Source organism: Chryseobacterium cucumeris, from assembly GCF_001593385.1.
In the GTDB taxonomy this organism is placed as follows: Bacteria; Bacteroidota; Bacteroidia; order Flavobacteriales; family Weeksellaceae; genus Chryseobacterium; species Chryseobacterium cucumeris.
This window is the reverse complement of sequence record NZ_LUVZ01000012.1, coordinates 560,783-579,004: the sequence shown is the minus strand read 5'-3', so window position 1 is coordinate 579,004 and position 18,222 is coordinate 560,783. Positions and strand designations below refer to the sequence as shown.

The 18,222-nt window shown below is 35.9% G+C and carries 11 protein-coding genes and 1 riboswitch; of the genes, 2 read left to right on the top strand and 9 right to left on the bottom strand.

Annotated features, from left to right (window positions below; all coding sequences use genetic code 11):
* Positions 1 to 11 precede the first annotated feature (11 nt).
* The gene (locus A1704_RS11495; protein WP_062673469.1) at positions 12 to 2,945 is read right to left on the bottom strand and encodes a SusC/RagA family TonB-linked outer membrane protein; all 2,934 of its coding nucleotides are present in this window, start codon (positions 2,943 to 2,945) and stop codon (positions 12 to 14) included.
* A gap of 83 nt (positions 2,946 to 3,028) precedes the next feature.
* Positions 3,029 to 3,127, bottom strand: a riboswitch (SAM riboswitch).
* A 243-nt stretch (positions 3,128 to 3,370) separates the two neighbouring features.
* Between A1704_RS11495 and A1704_RS11490 the strand changes: the two genes are divergently transcribed.
* Both A1704_RS11490 and A1704_RS11485 read left to right on the top strand, forming a co-directional pair.
* Positions 3,371 to 3,778, top strand: coding sequence for a type II 3-dehydroquinate dehydratase (locus A1704_RS11490; protein ID WP_062673468.1), 408 nt, complete (start codon positions 3,371 to 3,373; stop codon positions 3,776 to 3,778).
* A 74-nt stretch (positions 3,779 to 3,852) separates the two neighbouring features.
* On the top strand, positions 3,853 to 4,293 hold the full coding sequence (locus A1704_RS11485) for a hypothetical protein (RefSeq protein ID WP_062673466.1): 441 nt from the start codon (positions 3,853 to 3,855) through the stop codon (positions 4,291 to 4,293).
* Positions 4,294 to 4,343: 50 nt separating this feature from the next.
* On the opposite strand, the gene pckA is transcribed toward A1704_RS11485, so the two are convergent.
* The 8 genes from pckA to A1704_RS11445 form a co-directional block, all read right to left on the bottom strand.
* On the bottom strand, positions 4,344 to 5,960 hold the full coding sequence (gene pckA, locus A1704_RS11480; protein ID WP_062673465.1) for a phosphoenolpyruvate carboxykinase (ATP): 1,617 nt from the start codon (positions 5,958 to 5,960) through the stop codon (positions 4,344 to 4,346).
* A 127-nt stretch (positions 5,961 to 6,087) separates the two neighbouring features.
* Positions 6,088 to 6,993 carry a GYDIA family GHMP kinase gene (locus tag A1704_RS11475; RefSeq protein WP_062673463.1) on the bottom strand — a complete coding sequence of 302 codons (906 nt, stop codon included), beginning with the start codon at positions 6,991 to 6,993 and terminating at the stop codon, positions 6,088 to 6,090.
* A gap of 9 nt (positions 6,994 to 7,002) precedes the next feature.
* Positions 7,003 to 7,878 (bottom strand): ACP S-malonyltransferase, encoded by an 876-nt coding sequence (fabD, locus tag A1704_RS11470; protein WP_062673461.1) that lies wholly within the window; start codon positions 7,876 to 7,878, stop codon positions 7,003 to 7,005.
* 70 nt (positions 7,879 to 7,948) lie between these two features.
* Positions 7,949 to 9,916, bottom strand: a complete 1,968-nt coding sequence (locus A1704_RS11465; protein ID WP_062673460.1) for a LysM peptidoglycan-binding domain-containing protein — start codon at positions 9,914 to 9,916, stop codon at positions 7,949 to 7,951.
* A gap of 38 nt (positions 9,917 to 9,954) precedes the next feature.
* Positions 9,955 to 11,541 (bottom strand): bacillithiol biosynthesis cysteine-adding enzyme BshC, encoded by a 1,587-nt coding sequence (bshC, locus tag A1704_RS11460; RefSeq protein ID WP_062673458.1) that lies wholly within the window; start codon positions 11,539 to 11,541, stop codon positions 9,955 to 9,957.
* A gap of 12 nt (positions 11,542 to 11,553) precedes the next feature.
* Positions 11,554 to 13,491, bottom strand: a complete 1,938-nt coding sequence (locus A1704_RS11455) for a putative porin (protein WP_062673456.1) — start codon at positions 13,489 to 13,491, stop codon at positions 11,554 to 11,556.
* A gap of 289 nt (positions 13,492 to 13,780) precedes the next feature.
* Positions 13,781 to 15,244 (bottom strand): RagB/SusD family nutrient uptake outer membrane protein, encoded by a 1,464-nt coding sequence (locus A1704_RS11450; RefSeq protein WP_062673454.1) that lies wholly within the window; start codon positions 15,242 to 15,244, stop codon positions 13,781 to 13,783.
* A 12-nt stretch (positions 15,245 to 15,256) separates the two neighbouring features.
* A complete protein-coding gene (locus tag A1704_RS11445; RefSeq protein ID WP_062673452.1) occupies positions 15,257 to 18,091 on the bottom strand; it encodes a SusC/RagA family TonB-linked outer membrane protein in 2,835 nt (944 codons plus the stop codon).
* Positions 18,092 to 18,222: the final 131 nt, after the last annotated feature.

Here is an 18,222-nt window from a genome sequence, read left to right as displayed (position 1 = left end):
ATTTTAAAAGGTTAAAGAGTTGCCTGAAGACCAAAAGTGATGGTTCTCATGGCAGGATATCTGTAATACGTGGTTCCGTCCAAAGCCTGCTCAGGATCCATTCCTTTATGTTTATAGAAGGTCAGAAGGTTTTCTGCCTGAATATAAATTCTGAATTTTTTCAATCCTATTTTCTCAAAATAATCCTCAGGAAGTGTATATCCCAAGCTTACATTTTTAAGTCTTGCATAAGTACCTGAATACAGGAATCTTGAAGACGTTGAAGTCCAGTTATTCGTTGTTGTGCTCAATGCGGGAACATCTGTATATGGATTATCCGGTGTCCATCTGTTCAGTATTTCAGAACTCCACGCACGTCCTCCCGCACTTCCGTTATGCATGATGGAAGTATAATCTGTATCTAAAATTTTACCCCCGATTTTGAATGTCAGTAATCCTGAAAAGTCAAAATTCTTATAGGTAATGCTTGTACTGATTCCTCCTGTCAGTTTCGGCAATGCGGAACCTTGTAATAGTTTTGTTGCTTTTGAGTATTCCGAAGTAGTTCCTTCCACTGAATTTCCACTAGCATCGGTAGAAACTGTTTTCCACAATGGCTTTCCATTGCCTGGATCTACACCCACCCATTCCGGAATAAAGAAATCATATACAGAACCTCCTACCGTTAATAACTTTGTTCCCACCACAAGAGAACCTCCCGGTAATTTGGTTACTTTGTTGTTTAAAGTGCTTAGGTTAACATCAACATTCCATTGGAAATCCTCAGTTTTAACAGGGGTTGTGAATAGTGAAAATTCAAATCCTGTATTCTGAATGGTTCCGATATTGGCAGGATAATCACTGATACCCAACGATGGTGCCACCGGCATATTAAACAGAAGATCCTGGCTTTTTCTTTTGAAGTATTCGATATTCCCTTTAACTCTGTTATTCAAAATAGCGAATTCCAATCCTACGTTTAAATTAAGGTTGGTTTCCCATTTCACATTATTAGTGGAAGTCTTTTCAAGAGTTGTACCCGGTTCTCCGCCAAGGCTGATAAATCTGTACAGCTCCTGATAAGCATAATAAAGCGGTTGTCCGTTAGGTCTAAGTAATTTATCATTTCCTTGTCCTCCATAGCTGGCACGCAATGTCAATTGATTGAATATATTCAGGCTTTTAATAAATTCCTCATTGGATATTTTCCATGAACCTCCTACTGACCAGAATCTCCCCCATCTGTTATCTTTTTCAAATCTCGAAGAGCTGTCTGCTCTTCCCGATGCAGATAAGAAGTAAGTATTATTGTAGTCATACTCTACTTTTCCAAGGAAACTCAATAAGCTTAATTTATTACTGTTTCCACTGAAACTTCCCAGCAAAGAAGCAGCATCCGGCTCATAGTAATAAGGCAGTGAAAACTGACTTCTTGTTCCCGATATCGTCTGATAATCGTATTTGTAGAATTCGTGTCCTGCCAGTGCATTAACGTGATGCTTTCCAAACTTTTTATCGTACGTAAGGATATTACTGGTTGTATAAGATAGTGTTCTGGTATTGGTTTTCGTCACTGAACCTCCAATTTCCGCTCCTTGCCCAAGTAATGGATTTAAATAATAATGACCGTTATAATTCACCAAATCAACTGAGAAGCTTGTTTTGAATTTCAGTTCCGGCAGGAAAGTGAATTCCATGAATCCTTTTCCTGAAAAGTTATCTTCTTTATTTTCGTTTTTGTCTAATGGTAAAGTTGCAGCCGCATTCTGATTTTGAAGTGCATTTGTGGGCCTGTACTTTCCAAAATCATAAATCGGATTTCCGTCAGCATCTAAAACGTAAGTTCCGTCAGCATTTCTTTCATAATAAGGATAGAAAGAAGGAATAAACCTTGCGGCATTGATGATATTGCTCGCCTTGGAATCTGAAGAAGTTGGTGCCTGCTGAATACTGTTTGTATAGCTTAAGTTTGCTCCAACATTTAACCATTTCTTCACTTCCGAATTGATTTTTAATCTGGTATTATATCTTTTAAAACCGGATTCAATCGCCATCCCTTTATCATCCAGATACCCTAGTGAAAAGAAGTAATTACTTTTATCACTACCTCCGCTGATATCAAGATCCACCTGGTTTCTTGATGCCACTCTCTGTAAAATATCTCTCCAGTCATCATTCCAGAGTGGTGATGCACCAGGCAATAATTTCCCATCTGTTCCCACCGGTTTTGGATAAGCAGTTCCATATGGATTAATTCCAAGGGTAGAAACAAGATTATCCGTTGCCATCTGAGCAGCCTGCTGAGAAGAAACTTTACCGGACTGATATCCGTTTCTTAATGCTTCCCAATATAATTGAAAGTATTGATCCGTGTTTACCTGTTCATAATCTTTGACAGCTCGTCCTGAGAATCCCTGACTGATATTAAAATTAACTCTGGCTTCTCCTTTTTTCCCTGATTTTGTAGTGATGATAATAATCCCGTTGGCTCCTCTTGAACCATACAAAGCACTTGCTGTAGCATCTTTTAAAACACTTATAGTTTCAATATCGCTTGGGCTAATGGAGTTCAGGTTTCCATCAAAAGGAATTCCGTCCACTACATATAAAGGATCACTGGAAGCACTGATGGAACCAATACCTCTGACTCTGATGGTAGAAACCGCACCTGGCTGTCCTGATGCACTGGTGGTCTGAATCCCCGCAACCTGGCCTTCCAATGCTTTGGTGATATTGGTTACAGGTCTGTTATTAATCTTATCACTTGAAATGGTCGCTACAGAGCCGGTATAGCTGTTTCTTTTAGCTTTTCCGTAAGCCACCACTACTACTTCATCAATCTCCTTTTCATGAAGGCTATCTTTTTTCGGTCTGGAATTCTGTGCACTTACACTGGTTACTCCCAGAAAAAAAGCAGCAACCGGAGGTATCCACGCTTTAGAATTGAATAAATTTTTGCTAATCATAATCAATTTTAGTTATCATATATTAAAATTTAGCCCTTTGCAGAAAAATCAGCAAAGGACATCGATAAATACGATAAACCAAATGCTTATTTTTCCTTAAAAGGCTGAACGTAACACCTTGCCCCACGGGTAGGTTGTCAAGACTTCACAGGGTCAGTTCCCTCCATCTTTCTTTATAAGCCGATCGAAATATGGTTGCAAAGCTAAAAACTTTTAGTCTACAAAACAAGTAGACTTATTTATTTTTCATGATAAATTTTCAAAAATTAACGTAATTTTTTAATAAAACCCATCACAATAAAGAGTTACAAGCTTTGCCACTTTCTTAAACATGACAAATATCATTATCAATAATTCAATACAACAAATTAAATCTGTCCAGAAATTTTTGATCTTTAATTGAAAAAAGTTTTTAATTTTATGGTATGAAAGTTTTGATCATCAACGGCCCTAACCTCAATCTGTTAGGCACAAGAGAACCGGAAATCTATGGAAATGTTTCTATGGAAAGCTATTTGGAAAATTTAAGATCCGAGTTCCATACCCATGAATTAAAATATTACCAGTCTAATATTGAAGGAGAACTTATCAACAGACTTCAGGAGGATGATTTTGATGCCTTAGTAATTAACCCCGGAGCTTTTACTCATTATTCTTATGCTATTGCTGATTGCTTGAAAAACATTCGCAAGCCAAAAGTAGAAGTACATATCAGTAACATTTATAAAAGAGAGGAATTCCGACAGAAATCTGTAACGGCAGCCAATACAGATGCCGTTTTATCAGGCTTTGGAATGGATGGATATAGGCTGGCTTTATTAAGCTTGAAGTAATTTTGTTACTTATCCTTTTCCCATGAATTGCACAGATTTCTACAGATAATTATGGATAAGTAACAGAGTAATTTATGAAGATAAAAGATAAGGTTTATTGCAAAGACATTGGAATATATTCCGGGCAATTGACGAAAAGAAAAAACTATATCGTTGAAGAAAAAAATGCTGAAAATATAAGAATCTGGAATGACGAAGGAAGACTGAGGTGGTATTCTGATTTTTATTTTAGTTTAAACAATGAACCGGAAATAACTTCTATTCATATTGATGATGAAATTGAAAATATTAAATCTGATGCTATAGAAGTAACCATTGAATTTTCCGACAAAACAAAATATTGGATGACCTTCACTACCCCGCAGTATTTAGATAAAATATTGGACAAAGAGTCTTACTTTTCTTCAAAACACTTTATGATTATAAAATACCTCACTGAAGAATCAATCAAATCAACCGTTCTAAAACTGGATGAACAGAACGAGCTGATTGAAAACTGTAAAAAATATGAATAAAAAAAAAGCCTCATCACTGATGAGGCTTTTTGTATGTTGATTGATAACTATTAGATAGTTTGTTCCTGCAATTGAGGTCCTGAAGCTACTAATTTTTTACCTTCTTCAGTATCACAATACTGCTCAAAGTTCTTGATATATCTTGAAGCAAGATCTTTTGCTTTTTCTTCCCATTCTGAAGCGCTCTCATAAGTATCTCTAGGATCTAGAATACCTGTAGAAACGTTTGGCAATTCAGTAGGAATTTCAAGGTTCATAATTGGAACCTGAGTTTTAGGAGCATTATCAATAGAACCGTCAATGATGGCATCAATGATTGCTCTGGTATCTTTAAGAGAAATTCTCTTTCCGGTACCATTCCAACCTGTGTTTACCAAATAAGCCTTAGCTCCGTGCTCTTTCATTTTGCCGATTAATGTTTTAGAATACATTGTCGGGTGTAAGGTAAGGAATGCTTCACCAAATGCAGGTGAGAAAGATGGTTGAGGTTCTGTAATTCCTCTTTCAGTTCCTGCCAATTTTGAGGTATAACCGCAAAGGAAGTGGTACTGCGCCTGATCTTCATTCAGGATAGAAACCGGAGGAAGTACTCCGAATGCATCTGCTGAAAGATAAACAATCTTTTTGGCATGACCTGCTTTAGAAGGCAATACAATTTTGTTGATATGATAGATTGGATAAGAAACTCTTGTGTTCTCAGTGATAGATCCGTCTGTATAATCTGCTACTCCATTGTTAACAACAACGTTTTCAAGAAGAGCATCTCTCTTGATGGCAGCGAAGATATCCGGTTCTTTTTCTGCAGATAAGTCGATAACTTTAGCGTAGCATCCACCTTCATAGTTGAATACTCCGTTGTTATCCCATCCGTGCTCATCGTCACCGATAAGGTATCTTTTAGGATCTGCTGACAAAGTTGTTTTACCAGTTCCTGAAAGACCAAAGAATAAAGCTACATCACCTTTTTCTCCTACGTTAGCAGAACAGTGCATAGAAGCCATACCTTTTAATGGAAGATAGTAGTTCATCATAGCAAACATTCCTTTCTTCATTTCACCTCCGTACCATGTACCTCCGATAATCTGTAGTTTTTCAGTAAGGTTGAACATAATGAAGTTTTCAGAGTTTAATCCCTGAGCTTCCCAGTTCGGGTTGGTAGTCTTTGATCCGTTGATTACTGTGAAATCCGGCTCACCGAAGTTTTCAAGTTCGTAATGAGAAGGACGAATAAACATATTAGTAACAAAATGCGCCTGCCATGCCACTTCAACGATAAATCTTACTTTAAGTCTCGTATCCGCATTCGTTCCGCAGAATGTATCTACTACATAAATCTTTTTAGATTCAGCAAGCTGGTTCAGCACTAGTTCTTTACAAGACCCGAAAATTTCTGCTGTTGTAGGTAAGTTTACTTTACCATCCCAGAAAATTGTATCTCTTGTAACATCATCCTGAACAATATATCTGTCTTTAGGTGAACGACCTGTGAAAATTCCTGTTTTTACTGATACTGCGCCTGATTCTGTAAGCTCAGCTTTCTCAAACCCCTGATTTTCAGGAGAAACTTCAGCCTGATATAATTCTTCATAAGAAGGATTATACACTACTTCATAGTTTCCTTTAATCCCTAATTTCTCTAAATCCTGGATGATTTTAGTGTTTTTCATTTTACTTATATTTTCTATTTCTTTATTGCTTTCAACAAAAATAATATTAATTATTTGTTAAAGGTGGTTTAAATATACTGATATAAGTCAGAATGGCAAATAAAAAAACAGGATTATAACTACTTGATTACAAATCAATTATATTTTCCCATTCAAAAATAGTTGTAAAACCTTTCTCCCAAAAATAGTTCTTATAGTCCCCAAATTTGGCACTCATTACAAAATCTCCCCCCCATGCGCCTAAACTTTTGACAAATGAAGGGCAATCTGAGAATAACCTTTCCTTAACTGTGAGAATTTCAAGAAAATCGGCAATTTTATGTTCATGAGTCATCATTAATTCGGAAAAATTTTCCAATTCATGGCATAACAATATTTTTTTTGTAAGATCTGAAAATTCGTCAACTAATTCCGGAGACTTCTTTTTGGACTTGTAAAAATTGATTCCCTCTCTGCTATCCTGCTTCTGATTTAAATGAATAAAAATCAGTTCATTTTTAAAGGACGGACTAAAATCTACTTTCTCATATTTTATCTCAGGCTTACTTTGGAAAAGCACTGCGGACTTTTCTTTTGCAACTGCAATGTCATATCCACTTCCTCCCAAGCTGATAGAGTTAAGATGGAAAGGATTAATCTCTGCCCATTCCGCAAGATTATTCATCAGCGTAGAACTGCTTCCAAGCCCATAATCCGCTGGAAACTGAAGATTGGTTTTTAAATGGTAAGTAAGATCAGTTTTGAATTTACTATTAGAAAGCAGCTGAACATTCTGTAATGTTTTGGTAATAAATTCAGCACTTGATGGAATATTGGTTTCTAAGACCTGCCAGGTTTTATAATCAATGACAGCCTTCAACCATAGTTTATTCTGATGATAGGCTTCCCAAAGAACAAGGGATTTTCCATCTTGTTTTTCTTCAAAGAAAAACTCTTGTCCCAGCCTGGTAGGTACCGCTAAGACAAGAGCTCCATCTATTGCGAAATATTCTGAAGTAAGCATAAGCTTGCCCGGTGAAAATATCGCGTTCATATTTTTTGTTTAGATTGCAGAAGCAGCTTCTACTGATCCGTCAATTTTTTTGATCAATCCCTGAAGGGTTTTTCCTGGTCCTACTTCCACGAAGTTAGAGGCACCATCTTTAATCATATTCTGAACAGACTGTGTCCATTTTACTGGACCGGTAAGCTGAGCGATCAGGTTTTGTCTGATCTCATCAGGATTGGTTACCGCTGTTGTCGTGATATTCTGGTATACAGGAATAGTTGCTTTTCTAAATTTTGTCTTTTCGATAGCTGCGGCCAGTCTTTCCTGTGCAGGCTGCATCAATGGTGAGTGGAAAGCTCCGTTTACTGGCAATAGCAACGCTCTTTTAGCTCCTGCTTCTTTCAGTTTTGCGCAAGCTTCTTCTACTGCAGGAGTTTCTCCTGAAATAACCAATTGCCCCGGGCAGTTATAATTTGCAGGAACAACAATTCCGCTGATCTGTGCACAGATTTCTTCAACCTTAGCATCGTCTAATCCTAAGATAGCTGCCATAGAACTTGGATTTGCATCACAAGCTTCCTGCATTGCTTTCGCTCTTTCAGAAACTAATTTCAAACCATCATCGAAGGATAAAACTCCGTTGGCAACCAAAGCTGAAAACTCTCCTAAAGAGTGTCCTGCTACCATTTCGGCACCAAGACCATTTACTGCTTTTAATGCTGCTACTGAATGTATAAATATTGAAGGCTGGGTAACCTCTGTTTTCTTAAGATCCGCATCCGTACCGTTAAACATAATGGAAAGAATGTCGAAACCTAAAATTTCATTGGCAGATTCCATCAGATCTTTAATATCTTTTCTAGAATCATACAATTCTTTTCCCATTCCTACGAACTGAGAACCCTGCCCTGGAAATACAAGTGCTTTCATGTATTGAATTAAATATTATGCAAATATAACTATAATGTTAACAATATTCGTTCTAAGTGCTATAAATCATTTATGGTACTAACCTGATTACTCTGTAACCCGTATTTACATATGCACCGTTAGCTTTAGATTTTACAAACTCAAATTTGGTAGCAAGCTGAGTCTGAACTTTATTCATCTGCTTAAAGATTTCTCCTTTTTTATTCTCTCTGGTCAACATGTCATTTACCACATCAAACCCTACAATAGCATATTTTGGTGGGGTTTTGCAGTATTTAGTTTTATAAGCTGCCAGAATTTCTTTCTCAAAGCTACCGTCTGTGTTAATCTTTCTATCCATCAGATATACAAGACTTGCCTGGCTCAGCTCATCCACTTTCTTCTCAAAAACAGGAGAATAGAACATACTGAACGCTTTGATACCCTGTACTTCTTTAGAAATAGCAATCATTCTGTTGGCAAAAGCATCTCCTGCAGCATTATCATCATTCGCTAAAATGGCAATAACCGGTGCAGACTGCCCTGTCATCATATTCTGATCAGGCTGAATATCTGCCGGGGAATTAACAATAATAATATTAGGATTTTTTACTGCTTTTTCAAGTCCTGCTTTGATATAGTTGGCATCTTCTTTTTTAGCATCCGCCACTATATATATCTTCTGATCTGAGTACACACCTTTTACTTCTTCTACAATTTTATCAGCATAGGTCTGATTATTGGTTTCGACAATAATCAAGTTGCTGTAGTTATAGAGTTCCGGTGAGTTAGCAAATGGTGCTACAACCGGGATTTTCTGATTTTTGGTAAAATCAAGAACATCAATTACATTGGACTTAAAGAAAGGTCCGATAATAAGATCTGTATTATCAGGATTAATCTGTGTCAAAGAGTTTTTGAATGAAGCTTCATTTCCTGAATCTACAACTTTGATATCCAGTTTTTGTCCTCCTCTTGCATTTCTTTCAATAGCAAGCTTAGCTCCTGTCAAAAAGTCAAGTGCCATTGCTCTATACTGAGTTTCATTGGTACTGTACCCGAAAGGAAGCATCAGGATAACGCTTAAAGCATCACCATTTTTCTTTATATAAGCTGCATCCTGCTTTTTGATCTTTAGAACCATTCCGGTTTTCAAACCGTGTGAAAGATCCGGGTTGAGAGCGATAAGCTCATCAATAGAAACACCGAATTTATTAACGATAGAGAATACTGTATCTCCCTGCTGCACTGTATAGGTTACATAATCATCACCAACTGCAACATTGGAAGCAGCTGTTGATTTTTCGTTCCCTGAATCCATTTTTGCTTTTGGATTTGTAGTTTCTGCAACGATATCAGTATTGGCAGTCGTATTTGTTCTTTTTATTTTAATGGTATCCCCAGGTTTCAGTCCTTTTTCTTCCAATCCTGGATTTAAAGCATAAAGGTCCTGCTGGCTAATGCCAAACTGTTTTGTAATTCTGTAATAATTATCTTTAGCCTGAATCACATAAGATTCTCCTTCTGCTGCTGGAGTGCTAGCAGATGTAGCAGCTGTTGCGGTTGCTTTTTCTACAGGAGTTTCAACGTGTTTTTCCGGTGTTACAGCCTGTTGAGCACCACCATACTTTTTAATACTGGCAAGAGGCAAAGTAATCTCATCTCCGATCTTCATGTGAGAATCCAGTTCAGGATTCAGTTTTCTCAGATCAGTTTCAGAAATTCTATATTGTTTTGTGATGCCATAAATCGTTTGTTTTGGCAGTAAAACAATTTTACCCAGAGAAGAAGCACCTGTATTTGAAGTTACTTTTCCTGCAGGAGCTGTTTTTGTTACAGCCGGAGTGGCTGCTTTTTCTGATTTTATCGTTAAAACATCTCCGATCGCCAGTTTGCCATCTTTATGTTTTGGGTTTAGCTTCAGCAATTCATCTACAGTCATTCCATACTTTTTGGCAATGTTGTAAGGATTGTCACCTTGCACAACCGTATGTGATTTCTGGGCTGAAACTCCCAAAACCATACATAAACTGGATAGAATAAAAAACCTCTTTATCATATTCGATAATTATAATTTACAAAAATACTTCTTTAAAATTAAATGGCAACAATTATTAATTTTGAATCTTGAACCACCATTTCTTCCAAACAATTTTCAAGCCACGAATAGCCATAATCTGAAAAGAATACACTAAAGTTATATACTCTCTCCTGCCATGTTTTTGCGGGATGAACATCTAAAAACAGATTTTCAAGTCTTTCCAGCAACTCATTCTGTTTTATTTTTTCAGCATGAAGCAGGCGTTTTTTCATTCTTTTAAATGATTTCAGCTGTCGTACTTCTTCTGCCTTCACCATATTACCGAAAGATCTCTCCGTAGTTTCCGCAGATGCTTTCAACGCAGAAAAATTGCTGATCAATACTTCTTCTTTTTCTTCGAGCAATCGTAGAACAGAATTATCTTTTAAAATCTTCTGATTGGTAAGTACCGAGAAGTTCTGAAAAAAATCTTCTATTTTAAGATCAAGCTTTTTTATTTTCCCTAAGGTTTTTTCTTTCAGGAAAAGCATAGAATTTCTTGGAATCAGGATAGGAAAAGGAATATTGATTTTTGAGAAATAATCTTTCAGTTCCAGCCAGTACATGATTTCGGCATTTCCACCGATATAAGCCAAGTTGGGAAGTACGTTTTCCTGATAAACAGGACGCATTAATGCATTCGGACTGAATTTTTCAGGATGATTTTCCAGTTCAGCCAGAATCTCTTCTTCTGTAAACTGGATGGTCTTATCCACAATGATATACTTCTGACCATTAAATTCAATTCTGTCTCTGGTGTCAGAAAGAAAGAAAAGGTTAATTTCACGAGGATTTACCTGAACCTTTCCATATTTCTCAGTAAGAAAATCTACTTTGTCTTTGGAAGTTTTCTGTAAACTGAAGTTCATAAGCTCATCTTTAAAAATCGTTTTCATCTGATTCTTAAGTTCTACAGAATCTCCATCCAGAATCAAAAGTCCGAATTCTGAAAAAAGACGGTTGACAAGAATCTTAATGGCTTCCGTTAAGGTATTTCCTGCTTTATAAGCTTCCTTCATCATTAAAATCAACTCTGTCCCGAAAACAGAATCTTTGAATTCTTTTTCAAATTCCGAAATAAAATAGGTATTACTGATTTCAATTCTTCCTACCGGACCTCCGGATTTCTCATTGGTTTCGTAATAATTATTTTCGGTTTTAAAATGATTGATCTCTGCAAAATCATGATCCTCCGAAGCCATCCAATACACCGGAACAAAATTAAAATCCGGGAAATTTTCTTTCAGATAAGTACATGTTTTTATGGTCTGAAGAATTTTATACACAAAGAAAACAGGTCCTGAAAACAGGTTCAACTGATGCCCTGTTGTTATCGTAAACGTGTTGGGCTGTTTAAGATTCTCAAGATTTTCTTTCTGCTCTGAAGATAGAGAAAGAGTTTCTAACTGCCCCTCAAACACGTCAGTTAAAATGCTTCTTTTTTCAGAAGTGAAAGAATCTTTCTTCAGATGAATCTGCTGCCTGAAATGATCTAAGGAAAATGTATTATTTTCAAACCCCTCAATCTTCTGAATTAAAAAATCTTTTACCAGCTGAGGAATACTTTCTATATCGTTAAATGATATTTTATTAATTGTTTTCAACCTGTATCGTTTTTAGTTGAACAAATACCACACGATTCCGATATTCAATCTGAAATCATACACCGGATAATGTGGAAATGCATATGCTTTGTTATTGGAAATAACAGTTCCTATCTGCTGTCCTTCTATGAAAAAGAACATTTTTTTCACTTTCATATTAATATAAATATCGGCGATAGGCTGCCCTCCAATTGAAAATGAATCTGCTCTTGGAAGAATATATTCATTAAGAACAGGGAAATATTCTCTTGAAGCGAATTTAGAGAAGTAATATACTTTAACCCCTGCCTGAATTTCTGCTGCTTTTTTGAAAGCCTGGGTCTGATAGAAGAAATTGGCTCTACCGATGAAGCCCGGCATTGGAAGCAGTTCTTTATTCGTTAAGGTATTCTGGAAATGCACTCTTGTATTCAGGTGGAATTTGTTGAAGCTGAAAGTAGCATCTCCTCCAATCTGAGATATATTTACTGAATTGTCACTTTGTTTCGGACTTCCGTTGCTGTCAAAATAAGTATAGTTATCGATTCTGAAATAATTGGCGAAAATCTCTGTTTTAAACCATTTCAGATTGATGCTTCCTCCTACTTCCATTACAGACTGATTCTTCGCATTTTCAAGATAATAATTGAAGTTATTATAAACAGAAGTATTCAATAGATAATTGAATGAAGGATAGGCACTCTGGAAGTTTACTTTGGCATTAACGAAATAATCTTTGATAGGTTCAAACTTCAGATTATTGGTTGTCTTCAGATAACTTTTAAACTGGCTTCCGTTTGAAAATTCCAGAAACGAATTCAACTGAATTTTGTCCCAAAGTTTTACCTGCAGGTTTCCTACAGCTCCGATTCTGTTTTCTTTCAGCTCACCAGGAAAAGGCACGTTGTTAAGTGCAACAACATCTCTTATCCCGAATTTAATCATCTGATAACGTACCCCGGCATCCAGTTTGAATTTTTCATTGTTAAAAATCAGACTTACTGTATTGCTGAAATTCTCAGAATATTTTTTGGTTGTCAATGGAAAGCCATTTACTAAATCTGTAGGAGCGTCATACCAATACGGTTCCAAAGCAGTTTGGTTATAGTAATATTTGTTTCCCTGATGAGAAATAATATGTCTTATGCTGAAAGGAAATTTCTCAGAATTGAATGGAGTAAACTGATGGCTCAGATAATATCTTCTGTAAGAAAACTGTGAACTTGAAGAGGCCAGATTTACCTGTGCGTTTTGTCTGTTACTGTAATTGCTGTCTCCACTCTGAAACAGGTTATCTTCAGTAATCCCTCCACTTTCCTGATTATTTACATTCTGGTGAAGATAATGGGCAAAAAGCTCATAGTTTCCATTTTTTGAAACATAGTGTCCTGAAAATAAAGTATTGTTGTTAGCTGACAAGGAGTTTCTGTAAAGTCCCTGTGAACGAAGCCCCATATATTCAAGCGCAAAATTGAATCTTTTTCCGATATTCTGAGTATAGGTGGATTTTAGAGCCGCCCCGTTTCGCATAGCATTATGATATAAGAATGTAGCTGTAGGTGTTTTTACGTCATAATATTTCACATCATTTGCTCCAATAATCATGTAAGATTTGTTGGATGGCAATAAAGAAAGATTTTGTTCATTATTAACTTCAAATATAAGAGGATTAAATCCTGAACCAATGTTGGCAGGCTGTACTCTTCCGAAGTTATCTTTATTATTGTGTTGCGAAAAGATGTAGGTCTTATCAAAAGTCATTACCGTATCAAAAACTTTCTTTTCAGAAAACTGGGTCTGATACTGATAATCATTTATAGTAGGTTTGAAAATTTTCAGGGAATCTTTTTTCCCGGAATCTATTACAAGAGTGTCTTCTTTTTTAGGCTGAGGTTTTGTTTCTGCTTTATTAACGACCTGAGCCTTGGCTACAAAACCTAAAGAGAAGAGTATGAAAAGGATGTACTTCATTATTCATTATTGTACAGCAAAAATAAGAAATAAAAGGACATAAAATTGTTTGATTCTTTCATAGCTATTTGAAACCATAATAACATTCCCAATGAATATTATATTGATGATAGCAACCTTTCTGAAAAAAATCTTAAAAGTTTTCGAATTGATGTGCAAAAACTATAATACAGCCCAAAAATCAATATAATTAATTTTATAAAGAGTTTACTTAAATCCTAAAATGATTTTGTCAATAAAAAAAGCCACCTATAAAAGGCGGCTCTTATTTATTTATCTGATTTGATAATTAGTTATCGTAACCAGGGTTTGATTTTACCAAAGTTCCAGCAACGTTAGTTTCTGCCAAAGGAATTGGGAATGCCAATTTGTTATCTCCAATTGCAATGTTAGCTGTTACGTTACCGTTAGTAGCATTTTTAGGAATAGGTCCTCCCCATCTTAGTAAATCCCACATTCTGAAACCTTCACCAACAAGTTCTTTTCTTCTTTCAGATTTTAGCTTAGTCATATCAATTGGTCCTAGCTCTTGAATTTGAGTAGCAATACTTTTTATCACATTACCCTGACCATCAACAATATCAGCTAATCTATTTTTCAAAATCATTTCCCAATATGTCTGAGCTTTAGCAATGTCTCCACCATTAAGTTCTGCTTCAATACCATTAAGGATGATCTCTTCATATCTAGAAACTCTGATATTATCTTCTCCATTATCATTAGGATACTTTGCTGCAATATAAGTTCCAGCAGCGTTCTGACTTGCACTAAATATAGAACGTCTGATATCCTGAGCAGAAATAGATGATACAACAGTTGACTTAACTGGCATGTTTACATATGAATTAGCCGGAGCAATTTTGTAATGAATACTTGTAGATCCTAAAGCAGCGATTGGTCCAACAGCTAATTCAAATACTGAGTTAGAAGAAGCATTATTAAGCGTCCAGCTTGTTAAATATGAATCACGAGGAATTACACTATATTTTCCAGATGCTACTACATCGTTTACTAACGAACGTACCTTAGCATAATCTCCTTTATATAGATAATATCTGGACATTAAAGCCTTAACTGAGAATTCATTCAATACAGTTTTATCACTATAAACCTGATTAGCATTTCCCGTAAGATTAGCTAATGCACTATTAAAATCTGCTTCAATTTGAGCCTGAGTCTGTTGAACAGATGAACGAGCCATATTTGCAGAAGGATTATACTGAAGAGGAACAACAACTCCGGTAGTTCCACCAGAATATTGCTGCCCAAATAATCTTAAAGCATCAAACAAAGCCTGAGCTCTTACTGCATAAGCCTGTCCTTTAAGTTGCTTTATTTTCAACGCAATCTGTGCTGGATCAACTGTTTCTCCCCAAGTTAGGTTATTTGAAGTTCCAAGAATGATGTTTGCTTTAGCAATTGTTGTATACATCGCAGTATATGGTCCTGAAGCGTAAGCATCACCAGAAAGCATTGTATAGTTTGAAACTGTACTATAATATCCTGAACGGTTATTAGAATACATTGCATCACTTCTTAATTCAGGAATTGTTACAAAATCACATCCATAATAAGAAGCACCTCTCATAGTACCATAAGCTCCGAATACAAAAGACTGAAGTTCTTCTATTGTTTTAATATCTTCCTGAGGTTTACTTTGGAAAAATTCAGTATCTACAAAGTCCTCACCACACGAAGTAACCGCAGTAGAAGTAAGGGCAATAACTGAAAATGCTATTAAGTATTTTTTCATTTTTTTCAATTTTTAAAATTCAACATTAAATCCAACTAAATAAGATTTCAAAGGAGGCAAGTTCAGGTTTGTTGTTCCTGCAAGTGCAATATCCGGATCATATCTTAAATTTTTATCATAAGCATGTGTCCAAAGGTTGTTACCCATAACGTAAACTGTTACTTTATTAAGGTTTGAACCTTTTAAGAAGCTAGAATCAAAAGTATAAGCTATTTTTAAGTTAGCTAATCTCAAATAATCCGCTTTATATAAGAATCTTGTTGACGTTCTGTTTGCAAGTTTATTTCCACCATAAATTGGTTTTGGGTTCAATGCATTAGTATTGTTTGGAGTCCAATAATCTAGCTGATCCTCATATCCAGGATAGAATAAACTGTACTGACCATCACTCATTGTATAGATTGCCCAGTCATCATATACTTTACCTCCAAAGCTATATGTTCCTTGTGCAGATACTGTAAAGTTCTGATAAGACATTTTAATACCAACACCTCCAAAGTATTTCGCTAAACGATTACCTTGAATAGCTCTTTGAGCTTTGTTGTAGTCGTTGGTTGTTTCACCATCAACTCCATTTAGGTACCATAATGGATCTCCATTATTAGGATCTACACCAGCCCATTTTCTCATGTACCAGCTGTTGATAGATTCTCCTTCTCTTAAGATTGTAGCTCCTGAAATGATATCTTTTCCTCCATAGATTTTAGTCAACTCATTATTAAGCGTTGATAAGTTAGCATCCATGCTAAGAGCAAAACCTTTTGGATTTTCAGGTTTTAGGATATCTGCATTGATACTGAATTCAAATCCTTTGTTAACCAATGTACCGATATTATCTGTGTAACCTGAAATACCTTGAGCAAGAGATAATGGAACAGTAAAGATCAGATCTTCAGTTTGTTTGTTATAGTATTCAGCTGTTAACGATATACGATCTTTTAATAGTCCTATATCAAATCCTACGTTGAAAGGTTTAACAGTTTCCCACTTAAGTCCTGGATTATAAAAACCTCCATAACTTGCACCAGCATTGTTATTATAATTGATACCGTAGCTGTATGTAGCATAAGGAGACGCTGAAATCTGATTTCCTAATTTACCATAAGAAGATCTAAGTTTCAACAATGTTAAATAATCATTATCAGGGATAAAGATTCTTGCTAAGTCAACACTCGCTCCCGCAGAATAGAAGTTACCTCCTTTTTGACCTGGGAAGAAGTTTGACATTGCATCTCTTCTGTAAGATAAATCTAAGTTAACAATATTGTCATAGTTATAGTTTACCTGTCCTGCATAACCAGATCTTGAAGTAATCGTTTTTGTTCCACCAGCTGCAACAGGCTTAACAAAACTATCTAAAGTCTGAAGAGAAGAAAGAGCAACAACTTGTCCTTCAGCATTAACAGCTCTCATATCAGACTTATAAGCTTCCTGAATTGCTCTTGCAACGAATTTATTTTTATCTCCAATTCTGAAAGAATATTCTAAGATATTCTGTATGTTGAAGTTAAAAAATCTTCTTGCATTGGATGTCAAATCACCTTTCGCTGAGTATCCATCACCATGAAGAGGAGATAAGTAAACATCTTCTTCTACGTTGATATATTCAGGTGCGAAATTCATTCTATAAACTAGCCCATCAAGAATTTTATAATTTACTCCCAAGTTGGCAAATACTCTGCTTGTGTTTGCTTTTCTAGAGTTAATATCCTGTAGTGCTGCTACGTTAAAGTTCCCAGAAGGCAATGAGTTATTAACTCCATAATACCAGCTACCATCAGGGTTTCTTACCGGATCAACAGGAAGGTTAAAGTACTGTGCGATCAATGGGTTAGCAAAATCTCCACCATTGTTCAAAGTACGCATTTTACTGTTTGAAAACTGGAAATCTGTATTAATTGTTAATCTATCAGTTGCTTTATATTCAATTTTAGTGGAAGCATTCACTCTTTTGAAATCACTCCCTTTATAGATACTCTCCTGGTTGAACATACCGATAGAAGAGTAATATTTGAATTTATCACTTCCTCCGCTAACTGAGAAGTTTGTTTCACTTTGGTTAGCACTATTTCTAGTTAATTCCTTTTGCCAATTAGTATTTACATTCCCATAAGCTGCATATCCTAGTGGATCCTGGTCTGGATCAAATAAGGCATCATAAGCTTCCTGATAAGATCCATAACCAAATACAGATGGTGTATTGGCCATTGTTTGAGCTGCTAAGCCATGCCATTGATCTTTTGTCAATGAATTTGGTAATTTAAAAGCTGTTTTATTTACCCCATAATTACTTGAGAACTGAAATCTTGGTTTACCAGATTTACCAGACTTTGTAGTAATAATGATTACCCCGGCACCAGCATCTGCTCCATATAATGACGTTGAAACTGCATCCTTAAGTACAGTCATTGATTCAATATCATCAGAACTTAAATTCGCCAAGATATTTGACGTTGTGTTTAAGCTTGTAAGATCTCCTGAAGCAATTCTTACTCCATCAACAATAAAGATCGGGCTATTATTTCCATTAACAGAAGTATTACCTCTAACACGGATGTTTACAATTCCCCCTGGCTGTCCTGAAGCAGCTCCAGTCTGTACCCCGGTAACTCTACCCATTAGGGCCTTATCAGGAGATGAAACTGGCAGATCATTAAGTTTGTCACCTTTAACTGTACTCACAGAACCAGTAACTTCTTTAACAGATTTTTTCTGTCCGAACCCGACCATTACTACCTCATCAATCTCAGTAGCTCTAGCTGTATCCTTCTTTGCTTTTTGCGCATAAGCTACTTGTCCTAGGAAAAACAGAGCTCCGGCGCTTAATACACGTAGTTTAACATTCATATTAACAAATTTTAATATATTTAATGGGCAAATATGTTAATAAATATTAACATCCACAAATTAAACTAACGTTTAAACGACTATTTTTTTTACTGTTTCATTTAAAATTTACACAAAACAAATAAGATTCA

Coding starts and splice junctions, on each gene's coding strand:
- fabD (WP_062673461.1), bottom strand. CDS start 7,878: ATGAAAGCACTTGTATTTCCAGGGCAGGGTTCTCAGTTCGTAGGAATG.
- pckA (WP_062673465.1), bottom strand. CDS start 5,960: ATGAAAAACACTAAAATCATCCAGGATTTAGAGAAATTAGGGATTAAA.
- A1704_RS11475 (WP_062673463.1), bottom strand. CDS start 6,993: ATGAACGCGATATTTTCACCGGGCAAGCTTATGCTTACTTCAGAATAT.
- A1704_RS11485 (WP_062673466.1), top strand. CDS start 3,853: ATGAAGATAAAAGATAAGGTTTATTGCAAAGACATTGGAATATATTCC.
- A1704_RS11455 (WP_062673456.1), bottom strand. CDS start 13,491: ATGAAGTACATCCTTTTCATACTCTTCTCTTTAGGTTTTGTAGCCAAG.
- A1704_RS11490 (WP_062673468.1), top strand. CDS start 3,371: ATGAAAGTTTTGATCATCAACGGCCCTAACCTCAATCTGTTAGGCACA.
- A1704_RS11450 (WP_062673454.1), bottom strand. CDS start 15,244: ATGAAAAAATACTTAATAGCATTTTCAGTTATTGCCCTTACTTCTACT.
- A1704_RS11495 (WP_062673469.1), bottom strand. CDS start 2,945: ATGATTAGCAAAAATTTATTCAATTCTAAAGCGTGGATACCTCCGGTT.
- A1704_RS11465 (WP_062673460.1), bottom strand. CDS start 9,916: ATGATAAAGAGGTTTTTTATTCTATCCAGTTTATGTATGGTTTTGGGA.
- A1704_RS11445 (WP_062673452.1), bottom strand. CDS start 18,091: ATGAATGTTAAACTACGTGTATTAAGCGCCGGAGCTCTGTTTTTCCTA.